We start from the raw sequence: 26,247 nt of genomic DNA, 5'->3' as shown, positions 1-26,247 counted from the left end.
GCCCCATGAGCGCCTATCCGCCGCCCGCACCGCCCGCCACCGCCCGCCCCTCCGTCGTGCCGACCGTGCTCGGCTCGATCGGCGTGGCGCTCCTCGGGATCCTGCTGCTGCTCGTGCTCGCCTACGTGGTTCTCGGACTCGGCGTCAGCGCCGCGGGGATCTGCGCGGTCATCGCCCTCGTCCCGCTGACCGTGGTTCTGCTGGGCGTCCGCTGGGTCGACCGGTGGGAGCCGGAGCCAGCGCTGGGCCTGTGGTTCGCGTTCCTCTGGGGCGCGGCCGGGTCCGTCGCGATCGCGCTCCTGGTCGACCTCGGCGTGCAGATCGCCGTCTACGCGTCCGGGCAGCAGCCGAGCGGATCCGACTTCGTCGGCGCCGTGATCCAGGCGCCGCTGGTCGAGGAGACGGCCAAGGGGATCGGCGTCCTGCTCGTCCTGCTGATCTGGCGCCGGACCTTCGACGGACCCGTCGACGGCATCGTCTACGCGGCCGTCGTCGCCTCCGGGTTCGCCTTCGTCGAGAACATCCTCTACTTCGGCAGCGCGCTCGTGGAGGGCGGTCTCGGCTCGCTCGCCGTGACCTTCTTCCTCCGCGGGGTGCTCTCGCCCTTCGCGCACGTGCTCTTCACCGCCTGCACGGGCGCGGCCCTCGGCTTCGCCTCGAACCGGCCCGCCGTCGCGCGGCTGCCCATCGCTCTGCTCGGGCTGGCGCTCGCCGCGTTCCTGCACGCGCTCTGGAACGGCTCGTCGTTCCTGGTGTCCGACTGGTTCGGCTTCTACGGCGTGGTCCAGGTGCCGCTGTTCGCGGTCGCCGTGGTCGTCGTGGTGCTGCTGCGCCGGCAGGAGCGGCGCGTGACGCTCCAGCGGCTCGACGACTACGCCGTCGCCGGCTGGCTCTCGCCGGCCGAGGTGCGGATGATCGGCACCGCGGAGGGGCGCCGCACCGCCGCCCGCTGGGCCCGGAGCGCGGGAGGGGACCGGCCGCGGGCGATGCGGGACTTCCTCCGCTCGGCGACGAGGCTCGCGCACCACCGGCAGCACCTGCTGCTGGGCCGCGGCGGACGCACCGGAGCGGTCGACGAGCAGGTCCTGCTCGACGAGCTCGTCGCCCGCCGGGCGGTGCTCACCCGCTGAGCCGGGGCCGCCCCCGCTCAGCCCCGGCGCGCTAGGCGGAGGCGCTGCGCACGCGGCGCTCGCCGGCCGTCACGGGCACGCCGAGCCGGTTCTGCGCGGGCGGCAGCGGGCAGTTGTAGTGGGGCGAGAAGCCGCACGGCGGGATGTAGGCCCGGTTGAAGTCCAGGAGCACCGGACCGGGGGTGCCCGCGTCGGCCGCGCCGCCGATCCGCTGCACGACGAGGAAGCGGCCGACGGGGTAGCTCGCGAGCTCCGGGTCGTCGCTGCGGTTGGTCGGATCGCCGAACGGGACGAGGAGCGTGCCGCCGTCGTCGAACGCCGCGACCGTGTACTCGCGGGCGCGCCCGTCGTCCACGAGCGAGAAGGTGATGTCGCCGGGCACGACGAGCTCGCGGGTGGCGCCGTTGTCGCGCAGGTGCTCGAACGGGACCGTGCGGTCCTCGGCGACCGGCTCGAACCACGCCTCGAGCACCCAGGCGGCGTCGAACGGGAAGGTCTCGATGGCGTCGAAGGAGCGGATGCCGTCGGAGGCCGCGTCCCAGACGCGGTAGCCGTACTCGGGCTCGCCGGTGTCGAGGTTCTCGCGGCGCATCCGCGTCAGGGTCGCCGAGGGGCCGTAGCCGGCCAGCGCCTGCTCGTCGTCGACGCTCTCGCCGGGCTCGAGCCAGCGCGTCTCGACGAGGGCGAGATCGCCCCGGGGTCCGGTGACGCGCTCGACGCGTCGGGCGAGCCACGACTCCCAGCCGGCGCGTGCCGACTCCGTGAGGTCGATCGAGGCGCGGGAGGGGGCGGTGACGCTGCTGCTCGGAGTGGCCATGGGGCGTGCAACGCGGGGCCGTCCGGTTCTCTTCCCGGTCGATGACCGGACGGAGGACGGACACCCGCGAGAAAGAGCTCGACGCCCTGCGGCAGCGGCAGGGCCGGCTGCTCGGACGGGGCGTCGAGCTCTTCGTGAGAGAGAGGATGCTCCTCCGCGGCGCCGAGCGCAAGAGGCATCCGGATCCCGCTGTCGGGACGGGCCGCTTCGGATCGCTCGGTAGACTGGACCGCCTGTTTTCCCGCGGCCCCCGGAGCGCATCCCGCGCCTCCCGGCCCGCGGCGGCGGACCCTCGGAAGGCGGACGATGACGGACGGCAGCACTGTGCAGGCCACCGAGCTCTCTCGGGAGCGCGACTACGTGGCGGCGCTCTACGCCCGCCTCGACGAGCTGATCGCCCAGGCCCGCGAGGCTCTGGACACGGTCCGCATCGAGAGCGTCGGCGGCAACCACCAGAGCCGCTCCGAGCGCGACGCCTACGCGCGGCTCTACGAGGATCGCATCCGCTCGCTCACCGGCGCCGACGACCGGCTCGCCTTCGGCCGGCTGACGCTCGCGGACGCCGACGCCGAGCACCGCTACATCGGCCGGATCGGCCTGCGCGACGAGGAGCAGGACACGCTGCTGCTCGACTGGCGCGCCCCGCAGTCGGCCGCGTTCTACCAGGCCACCGCCGCCCGGCCGATGGGGACGCGCGCCCGGCGCCACCTCACCACTCGGGGCCGCGAGGTCCTCCGCTTCGAGGACGAGGTCTTCGACGAGGAGCTGCTGCGCGAGGGCACCGTGCTGCAGGGCGAGGGCGCGCTCATGGCGGCCCTCGGTGCGCAGCGCACCGGCCGGATGCACGACATCGTCGCGACCATCCAGAGCGAGCAGGACCGCATCATCCGGTCCGAGCTGCGCGGCGTGCTCGTCGTGCAGGGCGGGCCGGGCACCGGCAAGACCGCGGTCGCCCTGCACCGGGCCGCCTACCTCCTCTACTCCTACCGCGACCGCATCGCCTCCTCCGGCGTGCTCGTGGTCGGCCCCTCACGCTCCTTCCTCCGCTACATCGAGGCGGTGCTGCCCTCGCTCGGCGAGACGGGTGTCGTCCTCTCGACGCTCGGCCAGCTCTACCCGGGCCTCGACCTCGTCGAGGAGGACGTGCCCGCGGTCGCCCGCGTGAAGGGCTCGGCGCGGATGGCGGAGCTGCTCAAGCGCGCGGTCCGCTCCCGCCAGACCGTCCCGGCCGAGACCCAGGTGCTCGACGTCAACGGCGAGAAGCTCCGTCTGGAGCCGCAGGACGTGGAGCGCGCGATCACCCGCGCGCGCGACACCCGCAAGCCGCACAACGAGGCGCGCGTCTCCTTCGTCAAGACGCTGCTCTCGCAGCTCACCCGCCAGCTCGCCGATCAGCTGCGGAGCCACGGCAGCACGGTCGACGAGGCCGACGAGGCGGTGCTGCGCGAGGACGTGCGGACCGCCCACGACGTCCGCGTCGCTCTCAACACCGCGTGGATCCCGCTGACCCCCGAGAAGCTGCTGCAGGACCTCTACGCCCGTCCGAACTGGTTCGCGACCCTCACGCCGCGCTGGACCGCCGCGCAGCGCTCCCTCCTCCGCCGAGACCGCGACGCTCCGTTCACGGTCTCCGACGTACCGCTGCTCGACGAGGCCGCGGAGCTGCTCGGCGCGTACGACGACCACGCCGACGCCTCGAAGAAGGCCGAGAAGGAGCAGCGCAAGCGCGACGTCGAGAACGCGGAGGCCGCCATCCGCAACATGGGCGTCGACGGCCTCGTCAACGCCAAGGACCTCGCGGCCGGCTTCGCCGAGCGCTCGGTGCTCGGCACCACCGCCGAGCGGGCCGCGGCCGACCGCACCTGGACCTACGGGCACGTCGTGGTCGACGAGGCGCAGGAGCTCTCGCCGATGCAGTGGCGGGTGCTGCTGCGCCGCTGCCCGATGCGCTCGTTCACGATCGTGGGCGACGTCGCGCAGGCGTCCGGCGCCTCCGCCGCCTCGAGCTGGGACGCCGCCCTCCGCGACACCTTCGGCCGCCAGGGCCGGGGAGTCGAGGCGGCGCCGTGGCGCCTGGAGGAGCTGACGGTCAACTACCGCACGCCCGCGCAGATCGTCGCCTTCGCCGAGCGGACGGCGCGCGAGAACGGGCTGGAGATCACGCCGGGGGAGGCCGTGCGCTCCACCGAGTGGCCGGTGCGGACGATCCGCGATCGCGGCGACGCGAGCCTCTCGGAGCGCGTGCTGGCGGCCGTCGTCGACGACCGGGCGATCGAGGCGGAGGGGACGCTCGCGGTCATCGCGCCCGACGACGACCTCGCCGCGATCGCCGAGCGCCTCGAGGAGCGGTTCGGCCGGGAGGTGGGCCGCGGAGCGACCGGGCTCGACCGCGCGATCGCCGTGCTGTCGACGAACGACGCCAAGGGGCTCGAGTTCGACTCCGTGATCATCGCCCGGCCTCGCCTCATCGCGCAGACCGGCGAGCGCGGCGCCGCATCGCTCTACGTCGCGATGACCCGGCCGACGCAGCGCCTCACGCTCGTGGAGTGAGTGCTCGCAGCCCGCTCCCAGACTCCGCTCCCGCGCGCCGTAGGATCGAGGCATGAGCAGCGAGAACCTGACCAAGCCCGAGGTCGACGCCCCTGAGGGCCCGGCCCCCGACACCCTCGTCGTCGAGGACATCGTCGTCGGCGACGGCGCCGAGGCGCAGCCCGGCTCGACCGTCGAGGTCCACTACCTCGGCGTCGAGTACGACACCGGCGAGGAGTTCGACTCCTCCTGGAGCCGCGACCAGTCGATCAACTTCCCCCTCAACAACCTCATCCGCGCCTGGCAGCAGGGCATCCCGGGGATGAAGGTCGGCGGCCGCCGCAAGCTGATCTGCCCGCCCGCGCTGGCGTACGGCCCGGCCGGCGGAGGGCACCCGCTCTCCGGCAAGACCCTGATCTTCGTGATCGACCTGCTCGGCACCAAGTAGCTCCGAGCACACGACGAAGGCGCAGCTCCTAACGGGGCTGCGCCTTCTTCACGCGGTCGACCAGCTCGCGCCAGGCTCCGTCGAGCTCGGTCTCGCCGAGGCGGACGTGGTGCGTCTGCACGCGGATCTCGTAGACGAAGCGGTCGGCCCGGCCGGGGGACTCGCCGTCGGCGGCGTCCCAGGGGAGCGAGCCGAGCAGGTCGCGCCACGCGCCCTCGTCGGGCTGCTGCTCGACGTCGACCCGCCACACCCGGCGGAGGCCGGCGAATCCGCCGCTGCGCGACACGATGACGTCCATGCGCGCGATGCTACCCGCCTCCGCCCTCGATCGGACCGGCTCAGGCGGACAGGGTCACGCCGACCGTCGTCCAGCCGGTGCGCACGGCGGCCTCGACCTCGGAGCCGGATCCGTAGCGCTCGGCGGCGGCCTGCACGGTGAGCGCGGCGAACGCCTCGAAGTCGGCCGTCGCGGTGAGGACGCCCCCGGTCAGCACGTCGTACCAGACCTGCCCAGCGCGCTCCCACGCCTTCCCGCCGAGGGTCGTCGCCGCCACGGCGAACGCGCGGTTGGGAATCCCCGAGTTGATGTGCACTCCGCCGTTGTCGTCGTCGGTCTCGACGTAGTCGGCCATCGAGCCCGGCTGCGGGTCGGAGCCGAGGACGTCGTCGTCGTAGGCGGTGCCGGGGGCGATCATCGACCGCAGGGCCGTGCCCTGCACCTCGTCGGTGAAGAGCCCCTCGCCGATCAGCCAGCTCGCCTCGTCGGCGCTCTGGCCTGCGCCGTACTGCTCCAGCAGGGCTCCGAACACGTCCGAGACCGACTCGTTGAGCGCTCCGGACTGGCCGCGGTAGACGAGGTTCGCCGTGTACTCGGTGATGCCGTGGGCGAGCTCGTGGCCGATCACGCTCTGCGAGACGGTGAAGCGGCGGAACACCTGGCCGTCCCCGTCGCCGAAGACCATCCGCGAGCCGTCCCAGAAGGCGTTGTCGTAGTCGTCGCCGAAGTGCACGGTCGCGTCGAGCGGCAGCCAGGCGTCGTCGATCGAGTCGCGGCCGTACGCACCCTGCAGGAAGGCCGACATCGCGCCGAGGCCGTCGTACGCCTCGTCGACGGCCGCGTCCCCCGTGGCCGCCTCGCCCTCGCGGCGGACGACCGTGCCGGGCAGGGTCTCCTCGGTCCGCGCGTCCGCGATGGTGCGCTGGAGCGACTGCACGCGGGTGCGCGGCGAGGACGTCGCGGTGGCGGTCGGCGCCCCGCGGTCGGGCGCGGGCTCTCCGGGCCGGACGCGCCGGAACGGCACGTCCTGCTCGAGCGAGCGGCTCGCGGCCCGCGCGGCCCGGGCGAAGGCCGGATCGTCGAGGCGGGCGATGCGGACGAGGAGGTACGGCGGCACGACGGTTCGTCTCATGCCCCGATCCTGGCACCGACGTCCGACACGGTCCCGGGCTCGCCCGGCGGGCCCGCATGCGGTAGCACCGAGCGGTAGCGTGAGCGCGACGAGCGGTTTCCAGCGATCCGGGGCCAGGCCCCGAGGACGACGAGGGCGGACATGGGCATCATCACGCGGGGCTTCTTCGGCAAGAGGGAGGCGGACCCGGACCTCCCGCCGGGCCAGCACCTCGAGAACGGCTTCCCCGTCCTCTCGATCGGGCCCACCCCGAACATCCACGAGTGGGCCTTCTCCATCGACGGCGGCCCCGCGGGCGTCCGCCGCTGGAACCGGGAGGAGTTCGACGCGCTTCCGCACGAGGACGTGCACACCGACATCCACTGCGTGACCCGGTGGTCGAAGCTCGGCACCAGCTGGCGCGGCGTCTCGGTCGACACTCTGCTGGAGGGCCTGGAGACGGACGCCGGCTTCGTCATGGCGCAGAGCTTCGGCGGCTACACGACGAACCTCCCGCTCGCCGAGATCCGCGGCGGGAGGGCCTGGGTCGTCACCGAGTTCGAGGGGAAGCCCCTCGCGGCCGAGCACGGCGGCCCCGCCCGGCTCCTGGTGCCGCACCTCTACTTCTGGAAGAGCGCGAAGTGGGTCCGGACGCTCCGCCTGATGCCCGGCGACGAGCCCGGCTTCTGGGAGCAGAACGGCTACCACATGCACGGGGACCCCTGGAAAGAGGAGCGCTACTGGTGATGTGGACGGAGGCGGTGGCCGAGTCGGTCGCGCCGCTCACGCCCACGTCGCGCCTCCTGGTGCTCCGCGTGCCCGGGTGGCCGGGCCACCTGGCGGGGCAGCACCTCGACGTGCGCCTCACCGCGCCCGACGGCTACCAGGCGAGCCGCTCCTACTCGATCGGCGCCCCGGCCGACGGGGAGCGGGTCGAGCTCGCGGTCGAGAGGCTGGACGACGGGGAGGTCTCCCCGTACCTGGTCGACGGACTCGAAGCGGGCGACCGGCTCGAGATCCGCGGTCCGATCGGCGGCTGGTTCGTCTGGCGCCCCGAGCAGGCGGAGCCGGTGCAGCTGATCGCGGGCGGGAGCGGCGTGGTGCCGCTGATGGCGATGGCGCGCGAGCACGCCCGGTCCGGGAGCGCGGCGCGGATGCAGCTGCTCTACTCGGTCCGCTCGCCCGTCTTCGCCTACTACCGCGAGGAGCTGGCGGCGCTCGCCGAGCGGCCGGCCGCGACGGGCGGAGTCGCGGTGGACCACGTCTTCACCCGGGTGGCGCCGGCGGGAGCGGCGCGTCCGGCCGGCCGCGTCACTCCGGAGCTGCTCGCCGAGGCGGCTCTGCCGGCCCCGCTCGAGCCGACCGTCTACGTGTGCGGCCCGACCTCGTTCGTCGAGGCCGTCGCCACCGCCCTGGTCGAGCAGGGCCACGCGCCCGAGCGCGTCCGCACCGAGCGCTTCGGCGGCGCCTGACGCCTTTCCCCGCGAGGCGCCGCGCCCCGGCGGCGCCCCGGGGGGAGGGATCACTCGAAGGAGACGGTGCGGTTCTCGCCGATGTCGGGCTGTCCGCCGGTGACGGCGGCCTTGAGGACCTTGAACAGCACCACCGGACGCGGCTCGTCGGTCGCCCACAGCTCGACGGTCTCGGCCTCGACGCGGATCAGCGCGACGGTCGGGTCGTCCTTGCCGTCGGGGAACCAGCCGGCGACGGCCGGGGACCACAGCTCGTCCACCTTCGCCGGGTCGTGCACGACAGTCGCCGAGCCGGCCACCGACAGGTAGCCCTTCTTCGACTCGAACGCGACGTTGACGCTCGGGTTCGCGCGGATGTCGTCGACCTTGGGCGACGGGTCCTGCGTGAAGAACCACAGTTCGCCGTCGAAGTCGATGTCCTGGGCCTTGAGCGGACGGCTGACGAGCTGCCCGGTGGCGTTGACGGTGGTGAGGAGCCCGATCCCGGCGCTCTTCACCATCTCGGTGATCTGCTCGCGGTCGTCGGAGTCGGCGGGAGTGATGTCGGTGTCGGTCATGGTGCCGACGCTACGCGGACCGTGCGCCGCCGCAAGGGGTGGCGACGCCTCCCCGCGCGTGTCTAGCGTCGAGGCATGGACACCGAATCGACGTACACCGCCATCCTCGACAGCGGAGCGGAGCAGGAGAGCATCCGCCTCGAGATGATCGACGGCTCCCCGCAGCGCTCCTTCACCCGCCTGGCCGACATCGACGGCGAGGAGGTCGAGGTGGTCTGGGAGCTGGAGCCCGACGACGACGGCTTCCACGTCTACCGCCCGGTGCGGGTCGAGGGCCGCGACGACGACAGCGGACTGGTCTCGGACGACCGGCTGACCGACGGCGGCGGCGCCGACGCGGCCTCCGGAGACTGATCCCCGGCGCGCCCGTCCGCCGGCCTGAGCCGAGCGGGCGGGCGCGCTGTCCCGTCCGCCTCGAGGGAGACGCCCCTCCGCTCAGGCCGTCGGGTGCAGGGCGTCGTACGCGCGGAACCCCGGCCGCAGGCGCAGCACCGCGGCGAGGATCGCGATGATCGCGAGCCCGCCCGCGAGCGGCGGCAGCCAGAGCAGCGCGAGCGAGGCGAGCAGTCCCGTGTAGAGGTCGCCGACCCGCGGGCCGCCCGTCACCACGACGATGAACACGCCCTGGAGACGACCCCTCATGTTGTCGGGGACCGCGGTCTGCAGCATCGTCTGCCGGAAGATCGAGCTGACGTTGTCCGAGGCGCCCGCGCCGGCCAGGGCGACCGCCGCCAGCGCGATGAGCACCGCGTTCGGCGCCGACGCGTCGTGCTGCACGAGCGCGGCACCGAGCAGGACCGCGCCGAACGCGACGACGAACGCTCCGTACACCTGGATCGAGCGGCCGATCGCGAGGCCCTGCCGGCGGACCCCGGTGAGCCGGCCGGAGAAGACGCCGCTGATCAGCGCCCCGATCGCGAACGCGGCCGTGAGGGCGCCCACCGTCACCGCGCCTCCGCCGAGCAGCACGGCGGCGGCCGCCGGGAAGACCACGCGCGGCTGTCCGAAGGTCATGGCCACGATGTCGACCAGGAAGGACATCCGGATGTTCGGGGCGCCCTTCAGGAAGCCCAGGCCGTAGCGGAGGGACTCCAGCCCCGGCCGCTGCCGCTCGCCCTCGGGCACGAGCGCCGGCAGCCCCGCGATGCCGAGGAACGCGGCGAGGAACAGCACGACGTCGATCGTGTACGTGATCGCGAAGCCGGAGGAGGCGACCAGCACGCCGGCGAGGGCGGGCCCCACGGTCACCTCGACTCCGCTCGCGATGCCGCCCAGCGCGGCGGCGGCGGGGACCAGCTCGGTGCGGAGCAGCCGCGGAGCCAGCGTCATCCGGGTGGTCACGATCACCGTCGTCGCCACCGCGTTCACGGCGGTGAGCGCGTAGAGGGAGAGCGGGGTCTCGGCGCCGAGCCAGGCGAGGGCCGCGATCCCCGCGGTCGAGCCCCAGGCCACGACCGCGGCGAGCAGGAGCACCAGGCGGCGGTCGAACGCGTCGGCGAGCATCCCGCCGTAGAGGCCGGCGATCACGGTCGGGACCAGCGCCACCACGCCGACCAGCGCGACCGCGAGGGTCGATCCGGTGAGCTCGTAGATGTGCAGGCCGACCGCGACGATCGTCATCTGGCCGCCGATGCCCGAGATCACGTTGCCGGCCCAGAGCCGGGCGAAGGCCGGGGACTCGCGGAGGGGGGAGACGTCGAGGACGTGGCTGCGCCGGGGGGCGCGGGGGGTCTGGCTCACTCGCTCCATTCTGCTGACTCCGCCGCCCCGGCGGGCCGCGTCGCGCCGATCCGGGGGCTCAGGGGTCATCCCCTAGGGTGAGAGGCATGAGCACGTCATCCGACGGCGCGCCCGGGCGTCAGGGTCCTCCTGCCCCGCGAGCAGCCGGAGCCGCCCCCTCGCGACGCTCGATCCGCACCGCCGCCGAGGCGGGCGCGCGTCGCGCGGCGGCCGCCACGGGCGGTCGGCGCAGCTCCACGGGCGGCGTCCGCGCCGGAGCCGCTCGGACCGGTGCCACGGGCTCGGGAGCCCGCGGGTTCCTCCGTCGCTACGGAGCCGGGATCGTCTCGGTCCTCCTGGCCGTCCTCGCCGTCCCGCTGTCGTTCTTCGTCTGGTACGCCCTGATCTCGCTCGGCGCCTACCCGGGCGACCAGGCCGTCAGCGACCTGCTGGTCGGCGTGCTCTACACCGCGCTCGTGCACGCGGTCCTGCTCGCCGGGATCCTGCTCGCCGTCTCCACCCTCCGCGCCCGGCGTCGCGAGAAGCGCCCGCCCATCGCCGGCTGGATCGGCGTGGTCCTCAACGTCCTCGTGCTCGTCTACTGGCAGCTGCTGGTCTCGCCGTGGCTCGTCGTGCTCTGGAACCGGGCCACCGGCTCCTGATACCGCCCTCCCTCTGGTAGAGTCGTCCGGTTGCCGTTCGACGGCCGCGGATCAAGAGAGCCCACGCATCAGGCGCCGGGCACCGCGCAACGAGAGAGAGGGGATCCCATATATGGCACTCGAAGCAGATGTCAAGAAGGCGATCATCGAAGAGTACGCGACCCACCCCGGTGACACCGGATCCCCCGAGGTGCAGGTGGCCGTCCTGACCAAGCGGATCAAGGACCTCACCGAGCACCTCAAGGAGCACAAGCACGACCACCACTCGCGTCGTGGTCTGCTGCTGCTCGTGGGTCAGCGTCGTCGACTCCTCGGCTACCTGTCGGATGTGGACATCAACCGCTACCGCTCGCTGATCGAGCGTCTCGGTCTGCGCCGCTAGCTCCTCCCGGAGCAGGGCGCGGTCTCGATGACACCGCGAACTTCTTGCCGAACGGGCCGTCCTCCTCGCGGAGGGCGGCCCGTTCCGCGTTCCCGGGCGGACGAGGCGCGCGGCGCCGGTCAGGGCAGGGGAGCGGGGCGGTCGACTCCGCCCCACGAGTAGCCGCTCGAGGCCGAGAACCAGTCGGCCGCGGCCCGCTGGAGCGCCGTGTCCTCCTCGGGGCGGCCGGGAGCCTCCACGGCGTCGACGAGCCCGGGCAGGGCGATCCGCCAGGCCGCCGCGCTGCGCTGGGCGCGGGCCCAGTCGCGCGCGCACACCGGGTCCTCGGCCGCCGCGGCGAGAGCCCGCGGCGAGGTCACCCGCCAGCCGGTGTCCGACTCCGCGACCACGACCGCGCAGGTGAGCGCGGCGCCGCGGATGATGCTGTCGGGACCGGCGGAGGGGCCGATCGCCTGATCCTGAGCCGCGACCACCGCGGTGAGCGCGAGCTGCAGCCGGGTCGAGGGCTCGTCGGGCCGCGGTCGGATCCTCCCGTCGCCGGCCGAGACCGAGGCCGCCGATCCGGGTGCGAGGAGCAGCCCGGAGGAGGACTGCGACGCGTGCAGGCTCAGCAGCCCCGTCACTCCGTCCGTCCCGCTCGTCACGCCCCGCACCGAGGAGTCGCCGAGACTCCAGACGACGGGGGTGCGGTTGTGGATCGTGAGGCGCCGGTGGTCCTCGTCGAGGCAGGCCACGAGGTGGCCGGCCGGCACGCCCGCTCCGCCCTCGAAGGCGGACGAGGCGGCCAGCAGCTCCCGGGCGTCGTCGCACTGGGCGGGGGCGTCGGAGGCGGCGGCGGCCTGGTCGGCGACCGGCGCCCGGGGGGCGAGGGAGCCCTGCACGCCCGCGACCGCCGCCGTGGTGAGCGCCGCGGCGGCGAGGAGGAGGACCACGCCGCGCCTGCCCATCCTCCGCACCTCCTGGTCGGAGGCTAGCCCGGCGCGGGCGCTCGGGCCAGCGCTGCGAGGGGCTCGCGAAGTGTCCGGCAGAAATTCTTTCGAAGAATCTCAGACCGGGTGCATCCGAGGAGGCGCCTCGGCCGGAAGTAGTGGTGAAGGCCCTTCTCGACCACCCCCCGACCCCACGCGGGTCCCATCGTGAAAGAGGAACACCGTGACCACCTCCCGCTTCTCCCGCAGCCTGCTCGCCGGTGCCTGCATCGGAACCCTGGCCGTCGTCGGCATCGCCGCCACGCCCGCCGCCGCCGCCGACGCCGACTCGGCCGACCTCTCGGTCCTGCACGCCGTCCCCGACACCCCGGTCGACGTCTACGTCGACGGCAAGCTGACGCTCGACGACTTCACCCCCGGCTCGCTCGCCGGCCCGCTCGACCTCCCCACCGGCACCTACAAGGTCGCCATCACGGCCTCCACCGCCGCGGACGCCAGCGCCCCCGTGATCGGCCCGATCGACATCAGCCTCGAGGCGGGGAAGAGCTACACCGTCGCGGCGCACCTCAAGCCGGACAACACCCCCACGGCGACCCTCTTCACCAATGACATCTCGAAGACCGCCGCGGGCGAGGGCCGGCTCACGGTCCGCCACATCGCCGCCGCTCCGGCCGTGGACATCCTCGCCGGAGGGTCGCCCGTCCTGACGAACGTGACGAACCCGAACGAGGGAGTGCTGAACCTCGCCCCGGCCACGATCTCGACCGTGGTCGCCGCGACCGGGACCACCGCGCCGGTCATCGGCCCGGCCGACGTGCAGGTCCAGGAGGGCGTGAACACGATCGTCTACGCCTGGGGCAGCCTGGAGAAGGGCAACCTCGCTCTCGCGACGCAGACCATCGACGGACTGCACTCCTCGCCGTCGGGCGTCCCCGCCGGTGAGGCCGGCCTCGCGGCGGACAACCGCCCCGACGCCGCCGCGGGCTGGTGGGGCGGAGCACTGCTCGCCGCCCTCGCCGCCGCCGGCGCCGTGCTGATCGGCCGCCGCACCGCCGCCTCGCGTCGCTGACCCGAGGATCCGACCGCCGGGTCGGCCGTGCTGGAGCGCGGCCGTCCCGGCACCCCCGACCACGACCCAGGAGGACGCCATGAGCCGGAGCCCCTTCCCTCTGCGCGTCCTCGCCGTGGTCGGGCTGATCGTGGCCGGTGCCGGTCTCGCCGGATGCGCGGCGCAGGAGTCCCGGGTGGAGCCCGCTCCCGCCGCCGTCTCCTCGGCGCCCCAGCAGCCGGTGCCGGCCACGGTCCCCTCCTCGCCCGCGGCGGCCCTGCCGGAAGCGGTGCCGTCCGTCCCGGTGGCGGACGCCCGGCTCGGCGCGACCCCCGCCCCCACCGCGCTCGCTCCCGAGCGGCTCGTCGTCGACGGGCTCCCCGTCGACATGGCCGTCGAGCCGGTCGGAGTCGCGGACGACGGCACGATGGAGCTCGTGCCCGACACGCAGGTCGCCGGCTGGTACCGCTTCGGCGCCGGCCTCGACGAGCCGGAGGGCACGGTCGTGATCGCCGCGCACGTCGACTCCCTCGCCTACGGCCTCGGGCCGTTCGTCGAGCTGAAGAAGGCGGTCCCGGGCCAGACCGTGACCCTCACCGGCGCGGACGGCGCGGAGCGCGCGTACACCGTCTCGACGGTGGAGACCACGGAGAAGACCACGGTCGACCTCTCGGCCGTGTTCGCCGCCGACGGACCGCCGCGGCTGGTCCTGATCACCTGCGGCGGCGACTTCGACTACGACACCCGCCACTACCTCAGCAACGTGGTGGTCACGGCCGTCCCGGCCGGCTGATCCGCCCGCCCGAGCCTCAGCGACGTACGATGAGCCTCGCAGCGCCGCACGCCCCCGGGCGGCAGCGCTCCCCGCAGCCCTGGAGGGACCCCCTGATCGAGACCATCGAGCCCGCCGACGGCGCCGAGGCCGACAGCGCTCTCGTGGCCCGGCTCGGCCGCCGCTTCGCCGCAGGGGAGGAGGCGGCGCTCGCCGAGGCGTACTCGCGCTGGTCGCCGCTGGTCTTCACGCTGGCGCTGCGCTCGCTGGGCGACCGCGGCGACGCGGAGGACGTGGTGCAGCGCGTCTTCGTCTCGGCCTGGACCTCGCGCTCGGGCTTCGACCCCGGACGGGCGGCTCTCGGAGCCTGGCTGGTGGGGATCTCCCGGAGGAGGATCGCGGACGCGCACGAGGCGCGGGCGCGCGAGCGGAGGCTCACCGAGGCCCTCGTCGCCGTCACGCCGGTCGAGGAGGGGGAGGCCCCCGTCGACCTCGAGGCGCGGATCCTGATCGCCGACGAGCTGGCCCGCCTGGATCCCGTCCCCCGGCGGGTGATCGGCCTCGCCTTCTACGAGGACCTCACCCACACCGAGATCGCCGAGCGCACCGGCCTGCCGCTCGGTACCGTCAAGAGCCACATCCGCCGCAGCCTCGACCGGCTCCGCTCCCGCCTGGAGGTGAGCAGCACATGACCCACCTCGATCCCGACGAGCTCGCCCTGCTCGCCCTCGGCGAGCACTCGAGCGACGCCGAGCAGGCCCACCTGCGCGACTGCCCCGACTGCGCCCGGCAGCTGGTCGAGCTCGGCCACGCCGCGGGCCTGGGCCGTGCGAGCCGTGCTGTCGAGCTGGAGGCGCCGCCCGCGATCGTCTGGGACCGCATCCGCGAGGAGCTCGCCCTCGGCGACCTCGGGCCCGGCGCCCTGCCGTCGTCGGCCGCTGCCGTGCCGCCTCCGCTCGCCCTTCCCCGGGGACGGCACCGTCCCGCGCGCCGCCGCCGGCCCCGCGCTCTGAGCGCCGTGCTGGCCGCTCTCGGCGCGCTCGTCATCGGGGTCGCGGGCGGAGCCTGGTGGCAGGCCTCGCGGAGCGACGACACCGCCGCCGTCGTGGCGCGCGCTGATCTCGCCGCTCTCCCCGACTGGCAGGGAGCGAGCGGAACCGCCGAGCTGGAGGACGCCGACGGCACCCGCCGCCTGCACGTGCACCTCGATGCGCAGAGCGCGGACGACTCGTACCGGGAGGTCTGGCTCCTCGCCGCCGACGCCTCCGGGCTGGTCGGGCTCGGCGTGCTCGACGGGACCGACGGCGTCTTCGCCGTGCCCGACGACGTCGACCTCGCCGAGTACCCGCTCGTGGACGTCTCCCAGGAGCCGTTCGACGACGACCCGGAGCACTCCGGCGACTCGATCGTCCGCGGCCCCCTGCGCGAGGGTTGAGGCCTAGGCCGACCGCTCCGCCAGCACGGCCGTGAGCGCCTGCACCGCGGCGGAGGGGCGCGGCGCCGTGCAGACCGAGAGCTCCCAGACCAGCCCCGGCCAGTCGAGCGCGAGGGCCGTGACGCCCTCCAGCGGCTCGACGCCCGCGCGCGGCACGATCGCCGGCCCCAGCCCCGCCTGCACGAAGCGGGGGATCCCCGGCAGATCGGCGACCTCGGTGGCCACCCGGCGCGACGCCCCGGCCTCGCGGAAGGCGAGGTCGACGGCGACCCTGTTGCCGAAGCCGGCGGGCGTGTCCACGAAGGTGAGCCCGTCGAGGTCCTGCGGGGAGGGCGGTCCCGCCGCGGCGAGCGGATGCGCGCTCTCCACCAGCAGGACGTAGTCGCTGCGCACCAGCCGCGTCACCGCCAGGCCCCGCAGCTGCGTCGCCGGCAGTGCCAGCAGAGCGGCGTCGAGCAGGCCGCGGCGCAGGTCCTCGGCGAGACCGGTGGAGCCGGTGGTCGAGGTGCGCAGGAGCAGGTCCACCAGCGGGTGCCGAGTGCGGAAGACGCCGAGCGCGCCGGGCAGGTCGACGAGGTCGAGGGCGGAGAAGGTGCCCACCCGCACCCGCCCGCGGAGCCCCGCCGCGTCGTCGGCCGCGAGCGAGCGCATCCGGTCGAGGCTGTCGATCGCCGATCGGGCCGAGGGCAGGAGCGCCTCGCCGACCGCGGTGAGCGCCACCCGCCGGGTCGAGCGGGCGAACAGCGGCGAGCCGAGCTCCTGCTCGAGCGAGCGGATGCTCGCCGAGAGGGTCGACTGCACGACGAACAGGCGCGCGGCCGCCCGGGTGAAGCTGAGCTCCTCGGCGACGGCGACGAAGGCGGCGAGCTGGCGGTCGTCCATCCGCCCATTATCCAGCAGGGACGATCAATCCAACCGAGATCCTCCGTTGGACACGGATGATGGGGCGGAGCACTGTGGACACCGTGACCACCACCGAGCGCTCCCTCCCGTCCGTCCACCGCCGCGAGCTCCCGCACCGCCACGGCTTCTGGGTGATCGCCGTCGCCTTCCTCACGGTGATGGCGTTCTCGACCGTGCCGACACCGCTCTACGCGATCTACCAGCAGCGCGACGGGTTCCCGGCCTTCGTCGTCACCGTGGTCTTCGCCGCGTACGCGGTCGGAGTCGTGGCGAGCCTCTTCCTCGCCGGGCACGTCAGCGACTGGCTCGGCCGCCGCCGGATCCTGCTCGCGTCGATCCTCGTCGAGGTCCTGGCGGCCGCCGTGTTCCTGCTCTGGCCGGACGTGCCCGGGCTGATCCTCGCCCGCCTGCTGACCGGGCTCGGCGTCGGCGCGCTCACCGCGACGGCCACCGCCCACCTCTCGGAGCTGCGCGCCGTCGCCCGCCCGGAGGAGGGCCCCGGCACCTCCCGCGCCGTCTCCGCCCTCGTCAACATGGGCGGGCTGGCGCTCGGCCCGCTCGTCGGCGGGGTGTTCGCCGTGACGGTGCGCGAGCCCCTGGTCGTCCCGTACGCCGTGTTCCTCGTCCTCCTGGTCGTCCTCGGGATCGGCGTCGCGCTCGTCCCCGAGACGGTCGAGCGGCGCGAGGTCCTCCCGGCCTACCGTCCGCAGCGCCTGGCCGTGCCGGCCGCCTCCCGCGGCGTCTTCCTCTCGGCCGCGGTCGGCGCGTTCGCCGGGTTCGCCGTGCTCGGCCTCTTCACCTCGCTGGCGCCGACCTTCCTCGCCGGGCGCTTCGGCGAGACCTCCCACCTCGAGGCGGGCGCGGTCTCCTTCGGGGTCTTCGCCGCCGGAGCCGTCGCGCAGCTGGTCTCGATCCGGCTGTCCTCGCGGACGGCGCTCCGCCTCGCGGCCGTGGCGCTGACGGCCGGGCTGCTGCTGGTCGCGACCGGCGCCGTGATCGTCTCGGTGTCCGCCTTCATCGTCGGCGGGGTGCTCGCGGGAGCGGGCGTGGGCCTGCTCTTCCGCCTGGCGCTCGGAGTCGCCGGCTCGCTCGCCACCGACGAGACCCGCGGCGAGGTGCTCGCGGCCGTGTTCCTCGCCGCCTACCTCGGCCTCGCGGTGCCGGTCCTGGCGATCGGTGCCGCGCTCGCGCTCCTGCCGGCCGTCCCGGTCCTGCTCGGCTTCGTCGCCGTCGTGCTCGTCCTGGTGCTCGCGGCGATCGCCCGGATGCGGCGCACCGCCTGACGCGAGCGGGGGAGGGGCCGCGCGCTGGACAATGGAGGCATGAAGCTCTTCCCGTTCGGACGCGGCGACGCGAACCCCCTCCCCTCCGACGACCGCGGCTCGGGCAAGCTCGACGACTACGACTACGAGCTGCGCCCGAAGTCGCGGCGCGGTGACACCCTCCTCCGCCTCGCCGACTCCCGGCCGCACCAGGACGAGATCGCGCGGGTGCTCGCCCTCGGCGAGGACGAGGTCACGGCCGTGATCCCGCGCCGCACCGCGGAGGAGGAGCGCGTGGACGCTCCGATGCCGGTCCGCCTGTTCGCGGCCCAGCGCCCCTCGGGGCTCGTCGGCCAGGTGCCGCGCGGTCTCGAGAACGTGGTCGAGGCCGCCCTCGCCCGGCTCTCGGAGGCGGGGAGGTCGCCCCGCGTGCCGGCCCGCATCGTGACGGTGAGGGGCGGGCTGCGCGTCGAGCTGCTGATGCACGAGACGCGGGGCTGACGGGCGGAGGGCCCGCCGGGTCGGCGCGGTCCATGGAGGAACCGCACCGCGGCTGATAGCATGAACCGGTTCCGAATCCGAAAGCGACCGCCGGTCGACCCAGGATTCGAGCCACGGAGCAGGCCGGCAGGAAGCTGGTCCTCGGTGGTGGAGTCCCGGACAGCGGCAGCGTGCGACAGAGCACGGGCCGCCGCGGCACGAGTCGCAGGCGGCACGTCCCGCTCGCGGCACAGGTCGCGACAGCCCGGAGCTCTTCTACTGGTGGCCAGCACGAACGCCCTCCACACGACGGCACGGCGCGAAGCCCTGCCGTGGGATCGTCTCGATTCCTGACCGGACCGCTGCTCCGACGAACGCCGGCGCCCAGAAGGGGCGCCGCTGCAGACGTTAAGGAGACAGACCTCTTGGAAGGTCCTGAAATCACATTCGCCGAAGCCGTTCTCGACAACGGCTCGTACGGCACCCGCACCGTCCGCTTCGAGACCGGCCGCCTCGCGCAGCAGGCTCAGGGCGCCGTCGCCGCCTACCTCGACGAGGACACCATGCTCCTCTCGGCCACGTCGGCCTCGAAGAACCCGAAGGACAACTTCGACTTCTTCCCGCTGACCGTCGACGTCGAGGAGCGCTCCTACGCCGCCGGCAAGATCCCCGGCTCGTTCTTCCGCCGCGAGGGCCGCCCCTCCACCGAGGCGATCCTGGTCTGCCGTCTGATCGACCGGCCGCTGCGCCCCTCGTTCGTCGAGGGCCTGCGCAACGAGGTCCAGATCGTCATCACGGTCCTCAGCATCGCGCCGGACGAGTTCTACGACGCCCTCGCGATCAACGCCGCGAGCGCGTCCACGCAGATCTCCGGCCTGCCGTTCTCCGGGCCGGTCGCCGGCGTCCGCCTGGCGCTCATGTCCGACGGCTCCGGCAACGACCAGTGGGTCGCCTTCCCCAAGGCCTCCCAGCTGGAGAACGCCGTCTTCGACCTCACCGTCGCGGGCCGCGTCGTCACCAACGAGGACGGCTCCTCGGACGTCGCCATCATGATGGTCGAGGCCGAGGCCACGGAGTCCTCCTGGAACCTCATCAAGGCGGGTGCGACCAAGCCCAGCGAGGACGTCGTCGCCGAGGGCCTCGAGGCCGCCAAGCCCTTCCTCCGCGCACTCGTCGAGGCGCAGGCGAAGCTCGCCGCCGAGACCGCGAAGCCGGTCAAGGACTACCCGGTGTTCCTGCCCTACGCGCAGGAGACCTACGACAACGTCGCCGAGCTCAGCTACGACGAGCTCGTCCGCGTGTACCAGATCGCCGACAAGGTCGAGCGGCAGGACGCCGACGACGCCCTCAAGGCGCGCGTCAAGGAGCAGATCGCCGAGCGCATCGCCTCGGGTCAGCTGTCGGCCGAGGCCTACAACCAGGTCGGAGCGGCGTACAAGTCCGTCACGAAGGTGGTCGTCCGCGGCCGCATCCTCCGCGACGGCGTGCGCATCGACGGACGCGGCCTCGCCGACATCCGCCCGCTCGACGCCGAGGTGCAGGTCATCCCGCGCGTCCACGGCTCGGCCATCTTCCAGCGCGGCGAGACCCAGATCCTGGGCGTCACCACGCTGAACATGCTCAAGATGGAGCAGCAGATCGACTCGCTGTCGCCCGTCACCAAGAAGCGGTACCTGCACCACTACAACTTCCCGCCCTACTCGACCGGTGAGACCGGCCGAGTCGGATCGCCGAAGCGTCGCGAGATCGGGCACGGCTTCCTCGCCGAGCGCGCCCTCGTGCCGGTGCTGCCGAGCCGCGAGGAGTTCCCCTACGCGATCCGCCAGGTCTCCGAGGCGCTGAGCTCCAACGGCTCGACCTCGATGGGCTCGGTCTGCGCGTCGACCCTGTCGCTCCTCAACGCCGGAGTGCCGCTGCGCGCGCCGGTCGCGGGCATCGCGATGGGCCTCGTGTCCGACGTCGTCGACGGCCAGACCCGCTACGCGGCGCTGACCGACATCCTGGGCGCCGAGGACGCGCTCGGCGACATGGACTTCAAGGTCGCCGGAACCGCCGAGTTCGTCACGGCCATCCAGCTCGACACGAAGCTCGACGGCATCCCGTCGTCGGTGCTCGACGCCGCGCTCAAGCAGGCCAAGGACGCCCGCACCACGATCCTCGCGGTGCTCACGGCGGCCATCGACCAGCCCGACGAGATGGCCCCGACCGCGCCCCGCGTGATCTCGGTGCAGATCCCCGTCGACAAGATCGGCGAGCTGATCGGCCCCAAGGGCAAGACGATCAACGCGATCCAGGACGAGACCGGCGCCGACATCTCCATCGAGGAGGACGGCACCGTCTACATCGGAGCCGTCGACGGTCCGTCGGCCGAGGCCGCGCGTGCGCAGGTCAACGCCATCGCGAATCCGACCAACCCCGAGGTCGGCGAGCAGTTCCTCGGAACCGTCGTCAAGCTCGCGACCTTCGGCGCGTTCGTCTCGCTCCTCCCCGGCAAGGACGGACTGCTGCACATCAGCGAGGTCCGCAAGCTCGCCGGCGGCAAGCGCGTCGAGAACGTCGAGGACGTCCTCGGAGTCGGCCAGAAGCTGCTCGTCCAGATCACCAAGATCGACGACCGCGGCAAGCTGTCCCTCGCGCCCGTCGTGGCCGAGGAGGCCGAGGCCGAGGCTCCCGCCGAGAGCTGATCCCTCCTGCACGACCGTGACGCCCGTCCCACTCCGGTGGGGCGGGCGTCCGTCGTCGGCGGGGGCATGGGGTACGGTGGCGGGACCGCGCCGCACCGCCCCGACCGGAGGACTCCGTGACCGACCCGACGCCCCTGGCCACCGAGCCGGAGACGCCCCTCCTCTCACGCACCCTGGGTCGGACCGGCCTCCCCGTGCATCCGCTCGCCCTCGACGGCTCCGTCTTCGGCTGGGCCGCCGGGATCGACGACACCACCGAGGTGCTCGACGCGTTCGGCCGTCTCGGCGGCACCCTGATCTCGACCGCGGACCACTACGCGACCGGTCGGAGCGAGTACATGATCGGCCGCTGGCTCGAGCAGAGCGGGCTGCGCGAGCGGATGCTGGTCGCGACGAAGGTCGGCCGGCACCCGGACGCGCCGGGCCTCGCCCCGGAGGACGTCCGCATCGCGATCGAGGGGAGCCTCGAGCGGCTCGGCACCCGGATCGACCTGCTCTCGTTCGACAGCGAGGACCCCGGGATCCCCATCGCCGACAGCCTGGCGGCGGTCGCGCCGTTCCTGGCGGACGGCTCGGTCGGCGCCCTGGGTGCCGCGCACTTCAGCGGAGCGGCGATCACGGCGCTGCACGAGACGGCGACCGCGTTCGCGCTGCCGTCGCTCTCGGCCGTCGTGTCGGAGTACAGCCTGATGGAGCGCCGGACCTACGAGACCGACGTCGCCCCCGAGGTGGTGCGGCTCGAGCTCGGCACCCTCGCGCGGCTGCCCCTGGCGAGCGGCTACCTCACCGGCGCCCTGCGCAGCCGCACGGACGAGCCGGAGTCGGCCCTGTTCGAGGCGGGCCTGGACTACGTCGGCCGCCACGGCTCCCGCGTGCTCGCTGCCCTCGACGAGATCGCCGGCGCCCACGGCACGGAGCCCGGCGTGGTCGCGCTCGCCTGGGTGCTCTCGCACCAGGAGGTCTCGGCGGCGATCGTCCGGGCCCGGAACGCCGCGGAGCTCGAGTCGCTGTTCGCGGCGGCCGCGCTCCCACTGACCCGGAGCGATATCGCCCAGCTGGACCGCGTCTCCGCCTGAGGCTCTCGCCCGCTGGTCCGCCGCCGCCGGGCGCCGCGCCCCGCGCCGGGCTCGGAGCGGGGCGCGGCGAGGTTCAGCGGCGCAGGATGCGCGCCTCCCACGGGCCGAGCGTCGACCCGGTCGCACCGGCGACGTTGCCGAGGACCGTCTCGGCAGCCGCCCACTCCTCGAGCAGCGGCACGTCGATCGGCTCGCCGGACACGTTCCCGACGACGAGCAGCTCGCCCGGTCCGGTGCGCGTGAAGGCGAAGAGCGCGGGGTGCTCGGGCTCCAGCAGCGCGAAGCGGCCCAGCTGCACCGTCTCATCGGCGTGCCGCAGCGCGATCAGCGCCCGGTAGTACTCGAAGACCGACCGCTCGGCGGCCCGGTCAGCGGCGACGTTCACCTCGGCGGCGTTGGGGTTGACCGCGATCCACGGCTCGCCGGTCGTGAAGCCGGCCTGGAGGCTGTCGTCCCACTGCACCGGCGTGCGGGCGTTGTCGCGGCTCTGCGCGCGCAGCCCGGCGAGCACGGTCGCCGGGTCCTCGCCGCGCTCGTCGACGGCCTCGGCCCAGTAGTTCAGGGACTCGACGTCGCGGAAGTCCTCGATGCCGGCGAACGGGACGTTCGTCATCCCGATCTCGTCGCCCTGGTAGATGTACGGCGTGCCGCGCTGGAGGTGGAGGAGCGTCGCCCAGAGGGTCGCGGACTCGTAGCGGTGCGCGCCGTCGTCCCCGAAGCGCGAGACGAGACGCGGCTGGTCGTGGTTGCCGAGGTACAGGCTGTTCCAGCCGCGCTCGGCCAGGCCGTCCTGCCAGCGCGCGAGGTTGGCCTTCAAGGCGACCAGGTCCAGCGGCACCGGGTGGAACTTGTCGACTCCGTGGTCGATGCCGACGTGCTCGAACTGGAAGACCATGTCGAGCTCACGCCGCTCGGGATCGGTCACCAGCACCGCCTCCTCGAGGGTGACCCCGGGCATCTCGCCGACGGTGAGGAAGGAGCCCTCGCGGTGCGCGAACACGGCCTCGTGCATCTCGCGGAGGTACTCGTGGAGCCGCGGACCCACCCCTCCGACGATGCCCGCGCCGCCCTGCTCGCCGTCGACGGCTCCGACGTCCTTCGAGACGAGGTTGATCACGTCCATCCGGAAGCCGTCCACTCCGCGGTCGAGCCAGCGGTTCATCATCGCGTGCACCGCGTGCCGCACCTCGGGGTTCTCCCAGTTGAGGTCCGGCTGCTGCACCGCGAAGAGGTGGAGGAAGTACTCGTCCGTCGCCGGGTCGAGCGTCCAGGCCGGGCCGGAGAAGTAGGAGCGCCAGCCGTTCGGCTCGGCGACGTCGAGGCCGGCGCCGGCGGCCGCCTCGAGCTCGCGGCCGGGCTCGGCCGAGCGGCGCCCGCGGCGCCACCAGTACCAGTCGCGCTTCGGGTCCTCCTGCGAGGAGCGGGACTCGACGAACCAGGCGTGCTCGTCGCTCGTGTGGTTGACCACGAGGTCCATCACGATGCGGATGCCGCGCTCGTGGGCCTCCGCGAGGAGCAGGTCGAACTCCTCCAGCGTCCCGAACCGCGGGTCGATGTCCTCGTAGTCCGAGATGTCGTAGCCGTTGTCGTGCTGCGGCGACGGGTAGACCGGCGAGAGCCAGATCACGTCGACCCCCAGGTCGGCGAGGTGGTCGAGCTTCGAGCGGATGCCGCCCAGGTCGCCGATGCCGTCGCCGTTCGAGTCCGCGAACGAGCGCGGGTAGATCTGGTAGACGACGGCGCTCGTCCACCAGGGCGCGGACGTCTCCCGCTCGGGGGAGTCGGAGGTCGGGGCGGCGGTCTCGGAGGGGGTCGGGGCGGCGGAGTCCATGGTCGCGAATCTAGCCCGGACGGCCGACACGGAGGGGCCCGCCGCACCGCTGCCCGGCGCGAGTCGACCCCGCCGGCGGCGCCCGTGTAACGATCTGGTGAACCGTGCGCGACCCGGCGGAGTGGCGGCTCCGGCGCTCGGATACTCTCTCCCCTGGCGGGACCCGAGCCGCCGCAGGGAGAGTGGTGGCGTGCCCAGGGACAGGACCGGCGCCGTCGTGCGGGCTCCCCGTCACAGTGCCGTCCCGCTCCCGCCCGCGGCGTCCCGCGCAGCCTCCTCGAGCGGCGTCCTCGCCGAGACCGGCCCCGTCGAGCCGACCGCCGTCGCACCCTCGCACCGTCGGCCGATGGGCGACTCCGGCCACGACCTCTTCCCCTTCGTGCTCGACGCGGCGGCCCTCGGCCGCGACGACGGTGCCGCGCTGCTCGAGCGCTACGCGGCGTGGGGCGGCAACGGCGTCGTCGTCACCGACTCGAGCCTCGCGGAGGGCGTCGGCGGCTGGCCCGCCGGACACCGCGACCGGGACCGCTTCCTCCTGATCGGCCGCTTCGCCGCTCCGGTCGGCGCCCCCGCGACGCCACGTGCGCTGGTGGACGGTGTCGAGGGGGCGCTGCGCCGCCTCCGCACCGATCGCCTCGACGTGCTGGCGGTCCGCCCCGACGGGGCCGGGCGCCTCGACGAGCTCCTCAGCGCTGTCGACGTGCTGCTGGCGCGCGGGCTGGTGCGGTCGGTGGTCGCCTCCGGGTTCTCCCCGGAGGAGCTGTTCGAGGCGCGCGTCCTGGCCGCCCACGGGCTGCCCCGCCTCGCCGGCGCGGAGGTCCGCTGGAACCTGCTCGAGCGGCCCGGCTCGGAGGGCGATCTCGGCCTCGTCGCCGCCGGCCAGGGACTCGCCCTGCTCGCGACCGTCCCCCTCGCCCACGGGTTCCTCCGCGGCGCCGAGCGCACCCGCCGCGAGCTCGGCCGCCTGCCCGACGGGGCACTCGCCGCCGCCCACCTCGGGCGCCGCGGACGCCGGGTCCTCGCCGTCCTCGACGCGATCGGTGCCGAGCTCTCGGCCGCTCCCGCCGCCGTCGCCCTGGCCTGGCTGCTCGGCCGGCCGCGGCTGACCGCCGCGACGGTCGCCCCGCGCTCACCCGCCGACGTGGACGCGCTGGTGCGCGCGGTCTCGCTCGAGCTCGACCCCGGACACCTGGCCGCGCTGGAGCGCGCGCGCCGCTGACCGCGCCCGTCCGCGACGCCCCCTGCACCTCTCCCGCCACGGCGCGACAGCCCGGCTCGGGCCGCCGTCGCGGTGGCCTAGGGTGGGCACGATGAATCACGGAGTCGCACTGCCCCTCGACCAGCCGGAGACGTCAGTCCGGGCCGCAGGCGGATCCACGGTCCGCCGCTCCGTCCTCCCGAGCGGTGTCCGCATCCTCAGCGAATCGGTGCCCGGCGCCCGCAGCGCCACGATCGGCTTCTGGGTCGCCGCGGGTTCTCGCGACGAGCGGCCCGGCCGCCCCGCGACCGCGGGCGAACCCGCCGTGCCCTCCAACGTCGGCTCGACGCACTTCCTCGAGCACCTGCTGTTCAAGGGCACGCAGAAGCGGTCCGCCCTCGACATCGCCGTGTCCTTCGACTCCGTGGGCGGGGAGCACAACGCTCTCACCGCCAAGGAGTACACCTGCTACTACGCCAAGATCCAGGACCGCGACCTCCCGATGGCGGTCGAGGTGATCGCCGACATGGTGACCTCGAGCCTGATCGATCCGGACGAGTTCGAGACCGAGCGCGGGGTCATCCTCGAGGAGCTGGCGATGGCGGACGACGATCCGGCCGACGTGGCGGGCGAGAAGCTGTTCGAGGCCGTGTTCGGCGACCACCCGCTGGGCCGCCCGATCGGGGGCACCGCCGCGACCATCGGCGAGGCCACCCGGGACGCGGTCTGGGCGCACTACCGCGCCGCCTACCGCCCGCGAGACGTGGTGATCACCGTCGCCGGCGCCGTCGACCACGAGGCGCTCGTCGCGCTGCTCCAGCGGGTCCTCGTCGCCGACGGCTGGGACCTCGGCACGGCGGCCCCGCCCGTCGAGCGGCGCGTCGGCGGCCGTGCGTCCTACACCCGCGGCAGCGCCCTGTCGGTGGTGCACCGCCCCACCGAGCAGGCGAACCTGCTGGTCGGCTTCCCCGGTCTCGCCGCGGGCGACGAGCGGCGGATGACGATGGGCGTCCTCAACTCGATCCTCGGCGGCGGCATGTCCTCGCGGCTGTTCCAGGAGGTGCGCGAGAAGCGCGGCCTGGCCTACTCCGTCTACTCCTTCGCCCCGTCCTACTCGGACGCGGGCCTCTTCGGGCTCTACGCCGCGTGCACCCCGGCGAAGACGGGGACGGTCGCCGAGCTCCTGCTCACCGAGTTCCACCGCCTCGCCGAGGACGGCGTCACCGACGACGAGCTCGCCCGCGCCCGCGGCCAGCTCTCGGGAGCGGCGGCGCTCGCGCTGGAGGACTCCGACACCCGGATGTCGCGCCTCGGACGCGCCGAGCTGACCTTCGGCGAGTTCGTCGACCTCGACGAGAGCCTGCGCCGACTCGCCCTCGTCGGCGCGGAGGACGTCCAGGCACTCGCGGCAGACTTGGCCCGGGGGCCGTCGTCGATCTCGGCCGTCGGCGCGGTCGACGAGTCGGCCTTCGCCGGGATCGCCGGGATCGAGAGCGCCTCCGCGATCTGATCCGATCGTCGAACG

General features: G+C 73.9%; 26 protein-coding genes. 18 read left to right on the top strand and 8 right to left on the bottom strand.

Annotated features, from left to right (window positions below):
* The first annotated feature begins 5 nt into the window (after nt 1–5).
* Nucleotides 6–1,130, top strand: a complete 1,125-nt coding sequence (locus tag C5D50_RS14290; protein ID WP_104233243.1) for a PrsW family intramembrane metalloprotease — start codon at nt 6–8, stop codon at nt 1,128–1,130.
* A gap of 31 nt (nt 1,131–1,161) precedes the next feature.
* Here C5D50_RS14290 and C5D50_RS14285 read toward each other — a convergent pair whose 3' ends face one another.
* Nucleotides 1,162–1,947, bottom strand: a complete 786-nt coding sequence (locus C5D50_RS14285) for a DUF1684 domain-containing protein (RefSeq protein ID WP_104233244.1) — start codon at nt 1,945–1,947, stop codon at nt 1,162–1,164.
* Nucleotides 1,948–2,253: 306 nt separating this feature from the next.
* Between C5D50_RS14285 and C5D50_RS14280 the strand changes: the two genes are divergently transcribed.
* Together C5D50_RS14280 and C5D50_RS14275 are read left to right on the top strand one after the other, a co-directional pair.
* Nucleotides 2,254–4,497, top strand: coding sequence for a UvrD-helicase domain-containing protein (locus C5D50_RS14280; protein WP_104289024.1), 2,244 nt, complete (start codon nt 2,254–2,256; stop codon nt 4,495–4,497).
* A gap of 52 nt (nt 4,498–4,549) precedes the next feature.
* Nucleotides 4,550–4,924 (top strand): FKBP-type peptidyl-prolyl cis-trans isomerase, encoded by a 375-nt coding sequence (locus tag C5D50_RS14275; protein WP_104226280.1) that lies wholly within the window; start codon nt 4,550–4,552, stop codon nt 4,922–4,924.
* A gap of 28 nt (nt 4,925–4,952) precedes the next feature.
* Here the strand turns inward: C5D50_RS14275 and C5D50_RS14270 are convergent, their stop codons facing one another.
* The gene (locus C5D50_RS14270; protein WP_104283800.1) at nt 4,953–5,222 is read right to left on the bottom strand and encodes a protealysin inhibitor emfourin; all 270 of its coding nucleotides are present in this window, start codon (nt 5,220–5,222) and stop codon (nt 4,953–4,955) included.
* 40 nt (nt 5,223–5,262) lie between these two features.
* Nucleotides 5,263–6,333: a M4 family metallopeptidase gene (locus C5D50_RS14265; RefSeq protein WP_104224821.1), complete on the bottom strand. Its 1,071-nt coding sequence runs from the start codon at nt 6,331–6,333 to the stop codon at nt 5,263–5,265.
* A 141-nt stretch (nt 6,334–6,474) separates the two neighbouring features.
* Between C5D50_RS14265 and C5D50_RS14260 the strand changes: the two genes are divergently transcribed.
* A complete protein-coding gene (locus C5D50_RS14260; RefSeq protein ID WP_104224820.1) occupies nt 6,475–7,059 on the top strand; it encodes a molybdopterin-dependent oxidoreductase in 585 nt (194 codons plus the stop codon).
* Nucleotides 7,059–7,784: a ferredoxin reductase gene (locus C5D50_RS14255; protein WP_104283799.1), complete on the top strand. Its 726-nt coding sequence runs from the start codon at nt 7,059–7,061 to the stop codon at nt 7,782–7,784. The genes C5D50_RS14260 and C5D50_RS14255 overlap by 1 nt, the downstream gene beginning before the upstream one ends.
* A 50-nt stretch (nt 7,785–7,834) precedes the next feature.
* Here the strand turns inward: C5D50_RS14255 and C5D50_RS14250 are convergent, their stop codons facing one another.
* Complete coding sequence (locus tag C5D50_RS14250) at nt 7,835–8,341, bottom strand: pyridoxamine 5'-phosphate oxidase family protein (protein WP_104224818.1); 507 nt, start codon at nt 8,339–8,341, stop codon at nt 7,835–7,837.
* Nucleotides 8,342–8,416: 75 nt separating this feature from the next.
* Here C5D50_RS14250 and C5D50_RS14245 point away from each other — a divergent pair, with 75 nt between their 5' ends.
* Nucleotides 8,417–8,695: a hypothetical protein gene (locus C5D50_RS14245; RefSeq protein ID WP_104224817.1), complete on the top strand. Its 279-nt coding sequence runs from the start codon at nt 8,417–8,419 to the stop codon at nt 8,693–8,695.
* A gap of 81 nt (nt 8,696–8,776) precedes the next feature.
* Here the strand turns inward: C5D50_RS14245 and C5D50_RS14240 are convergent, their stop codons facing one another.
* Nucleotides 8,777–10,081: an MFS transporter gene (locus tag C5D50_RS14240; protein ID WP_258069468.1), complete on the bottom strand. Its 1,305-nt coding sequence runs from the start codon at nt 10,079–10,081 to the stop codon at nt 8,777–8,779.
* Nucleotides 10,082–10,167: 86 nt separating this feature from the next.
* Between C5D50_RS14240 and C5D50_RS14235 the strand changes: the two genes are divergently transcribed.
* Entirely contained in the window at nt 10,168–10,722 is a 555-nt protein-coding gene (locus C5D50_RS14235; protein WP_104283797.1) for a hypothetical protein, read from the top strand.
* A gap of 112 nt (nt 10,723–10,834) precedes the next feature.
* Nucleotides 10,835–11,104, top strand: coding sequence for a 30S ribosomal protein S15 (gene rpsO, locus C5D50_RS14230; RefSeq protein WP_068252328.1), 270 nt, complete (start codon nt 10,835–10,837; stop codon nt 11,102–11,104).
* A gap of 119 nt (nt 11,105–11,223) precedes the next feature.
* Here rpsO and C5D50_RS14225 read toward each other — a convergent pair whose 3' ends face one another.
* Nucleotides 11,224–12,051, bottom strand: a complete 828-nt coding sequence (locus tag C5D50_RS14225; protein ID WP_104283796.1) for a hypothetical protein — start codon at nt 12,049–12,051, stop codon at nt 11,224–11,226.
* 205 nt (nt 12,052–12,256) lie between these two features.
* Here C5D50_RS14225 and C5D50_RS14220 point away from each other — a divergent pair, with 205 nt between their 5' ends.
* The 4 genes from C5D50_RS14220 to C5D50_RS14205 all read left to right on the top strand — a co-directional run bounded on the left by C5D50_RS14220 (nt 12,257) and on the right by C5D50_RS14205 (nt 15,288).
* On the top strand, nt 12,257–13,102 hold the full coding sequence (locus tag C5D50_RS14220) for a DUF4397 domain-containing protein (RefSeq protein ID WP_104224813.1): 846 nt from the start codon (nt 12,257–12,259) through the stop codon (nt 13,100–13,102).
* A gap of 79 nt (nt 13,103–13,181) precedes the next feature.
* Nucleotides 13,182–13,874, top strand: a complete 693-nt coding sequence (locus C5D50_RS14215; protein WP_104262705.1) for a class F sortase — start codon at nt 13,182–13,184, stop codon at nt 13,872–13,874.
* 29 nt (nt 13,875–13,903) lie between these two features.
* Nucleotides 13,904–14,545, top strand: coding sequence for an RNA polymerase sigma factor (locus C5D50_RS14210; RefSeq protein WP_104226288.1), 642 nt, complete (start codon nt 13,904–13,906; stop codon nt 14,543–14,545).
* Nucleotides 14,542–15,288, top strand: coding sequence for an anti-sigma factor (locus C5D50_RS14205; RefSeq protein WP_104247424.1), 747 nt, complete (start codon nt 14,542–14,544; stop codon nt 15,286–15,288). The genes C5D50_RS14210 and C5D50_RS14205 overlap by 4 nt, the downstream gene beginning before the upstream one ends.
* A 3-nt stretch (nt 15,289–15,291) precedes the next feature.
* Here the strand turns inward: C5D50_RS14205 and C5D50_RS14200 are convergent, their stop codons facing one another.
* Nucleotides 15,292–16,170: a LysR family transcriptional regulator gene (locus C5D50_RS14200; protein WP_104233255.1), complete on the bottom strand. Its 879-nt coding sequence runs from the start codon at nt 16,168–16,170 to the stop codon at nt 15,292–15,294.
* A gap of 83 nt (nt 16,171–16,253) precedes the next feature.
* Here C5D50_RS14200 and C5D50_RS14195 point away from each other — a divergent pair, with 83 nt between their 5' ends.
* From C5D50_RS14195 to C5D50_RS14180, 4 genes are all read left to right on the top strand, one after another.
* The gene (locus C5D50_RS14195; RefSeq protein WP_258069636.1) at nt 16,254–17,474 is read left to right on the top strand and encodes an MFS transporter; all 1,221 of its coding nucleotides are present in this window, start codon (nt 16,254–16,256) and stop codon (nt 17,472–17,474) included.
* Nucleotides 17,475–17,513: 39 nt separating this feature from the next.
* Nucleotides 17,514–17,954, top strand: coding sequence for a hypothetical protein (locus C5D50_RS14190; protein WP_104226292.1), 441 nt, complete (start codon nt 17,514–17,516; stop codon nt 17,952–17,954).
* Between the two features lie 404 nt (nt 17,955–18,358).
* A complete protein-coding gene (locus C5D50_RS14185) occupies nt 18,359–20,617 on the top strand; it encodes a polyribonucleotide nucleotidyltransferase (protein WP_104226293.1) in 2,259 nt (752 codons plus the stop codon).
* A gap of 116 nt (nt 20,618–20,733) precedes the next feature.
* Complete coding sequence (locus C5D50_RS14180) at nt 20,734–21,693, top strand: aldo/keto reductase (RefSeq protein WP_104233259.1); 960 nt, start codon at nt 20,734–20,736, stop codon at nt 21,691–21,693.
* Between the two features lie 73 nt (nt 21,694–21,766).
* Here the strand turns inward: C5D50_RS14180 and C5D50_RS14175 are convergent, their stop codons facing one another.
* A complete protein-coding gene (locus C5D50_RS14175) occupies nt 21,767–23,524 on the bottom strand; it encodes an alpha-glucosidase (protein WP_104289023.1) in 1,758 nt (585 codons plus the stop codon).
* A gap of 190 nt (nt 23,525–23,714) precedes the next feature.
* Here C5D50_RS14175 and C5D50_RS14170 point away from each other — a divergent pair, with 190 nt between their 5' ends.
* Nucleotides 23,715–24,743, top strand: coding sequence for an aldo/keto reductase (locus C5D50_RS14170; protein ID WP_146086937.1), 1,029 nt, complete (start codon nt 23,715–23,717; stop codon nt 24,741–24,743).
* Between the two features lie 91 nt (nt 24,744–24,834).
* Complete coding sequence (locus tag C5D50_RS14165) at nt 24,835–26,232, top strand: pitrilysin family protein (protein WP_104283793.1); 1,398 nt, start codon at nt 24,835–24,837, stop codon at nt 26,230–26,232.
* Nucleotides 26,233–26,247: the final 15 nt, after the last annotated feature.

It is taken from the genome of Rathayibacter sp. RFBD1 (assembly GCF_002932915.1).
GTDB lineage: Bacteria > Actinomycetota > Actinomycetes > Actinomycetales > Microbacteriaceae > Rathayibacter.
Note: the sequence above shows the minus strand (reverse complement) of the source record. Positions and strands in the feature narration are given on the sequence as shown.

Excerpts from the sequence above, each read along its gene's own strand:
- C5D50_RS14290 (WP_104233243.1), top strand. The coding sequence starts at position 6 with ATGAGCGCCTATCCGCCGCCCGCACCGCCCGCCACCGCCCGCCCCTCC.
- C5D50_RS14285 (WP_104233244.1), bottom strand. The coding sequence starts at position 1,947 with ATGGCCACTCCGAGCAGCAGCGTCACCGCCCCCTCCCGCGCCTCGATC.
- C5D50_RS14280 (WP_104289024.1), top strand. The coding sequence starts at position 2,254 with ATGACGGACGGCAGCACTGTGCAGGCCACCGAGCTCTCTCGGGAGCGC.
- C5D50_RS14275 (WP_104226280.1), top strand. The coding sequence starts at position 4,550 with ATGAGCAGCGAGAACCTGACCAAGCCCGAGGTCGACGCCCCTGAGGGC.
- C5D50_RS14270 (WP_104283800.1), bottom strand. The coding sequence starts at position 5,222 with ATGGACGTCATCGTGTCGCGCAGCGGCGGATTCGCCGGCCTCCGCCGG.
- C5D50_RS14265 (WP_104224821.1), bottom strand. The coding sequence starts at position 6,333 with ATGAGACGAACCGTCGTGCCGCCGTACCTCCTCGTCCGCATCGCCCGC.
- C5D50_RS14260 (WP_104224820.1), top strand. The coding sequence starts at position 6,475 with ATGGGCATCATCACGCGGGGCTTCTTCGGCAAGAGGGAGGCGGACCCG.
- C5D50_RS14255 (WP_104283799.1), top strand. The coding sequence starts at position 7,059 with ATGTGGACGGAGGCGGTGGCCGAGTCGGTCGCGCCGCTCACGCCCACG.
- C5D50_RS14250 (WP_104224818.1), bottom strand. The coding sequence starts at position 8,341 with ATGACCGACACCGACATCACTCCCGCCGACTCCGACGACCGCGAGCAG.
- C5D50_RS14245 (WP_104224817.1), top strand. The coding sequence starts at position 8,417 with ATGGACACCGAATCGACGTACACCGCCATCCTCGACAGCGGAGCGGAG.
- C5D50_RS14235 (WP_104283797.1), top strand. The coding sequence starts at position 10,168 with ATGAGCACGTCATCCGACGGCGCGCCCGGGCGTCAGGGTCCTCCTGCC.
- rpsO (WP_068252328.1), top strand. The coding sequence starts at position 10,835 with ATGGCACTCGAAGCAGATGTCAAGAAGGCGATCATCGAAGAGTACGCG.
- C5D50_RS14225 (WP_104283796.1), bottom strand. The coding sequence starts at position 12,051 with ATGGGCAGGCGCGGCGTGGTCCTCCTCCTCGCCGCCGCGGCGCTCACC.
- C5D50_RS14215 (WP_104262705.1), top strand. The coding sequence starts at position 13,182 with ATGAGCCGGAGCCCCTTCCCTCTGCGCGTCCTCGCCGTGGTCGGGCTG.
- C5D50_RS14210 (WP_104226288.1), top strand. The coding sequence starts at position 13,904 with ATGAGCCTCGCAGCGCCGCACGCCCCCGGGCGGCAGCGCTCCCCGCAG.
- C5D50_RS14205 (WP_104247424.1), top strand. The coding sequence starts at position 14,542 with ATGACCCACCTCGATCCCGACGAGCTCGCCCTGCTCGCCCTCGGCGAG.
- C5D50_RS14200 (WP_104233255.1), bottom strand. The coding sequence starts at position 16,170 with ATGGACGACCGCCAGCTCGCCGCCTTCGTCGCCGTCGCCGAGGAGCTC.
- C5D50_RS14190 (WP_104226292.1), top strand. The coding sequence starts at position 17,514 with ATGAAGCTCTTCCCGTTCGGACGCGGCGACGCGAACCCCCTCCCCTCC.
- C5D50_RS14175 (WP_104289023.1), bottom strand. The coding sequence starts at position 23,524 with ATGGACTCCGCCGCCCCGACCCCCTCCGAGACCGCCGCCCCGACCTCC.
- C5D50_RS14165 (WP_104283793.1), top strand. The coding sequence starts at position 24,835 with ATGAATCACGGAGTCGCACTGCCCCTCGACCAGCCGGAGACGTCAGTC.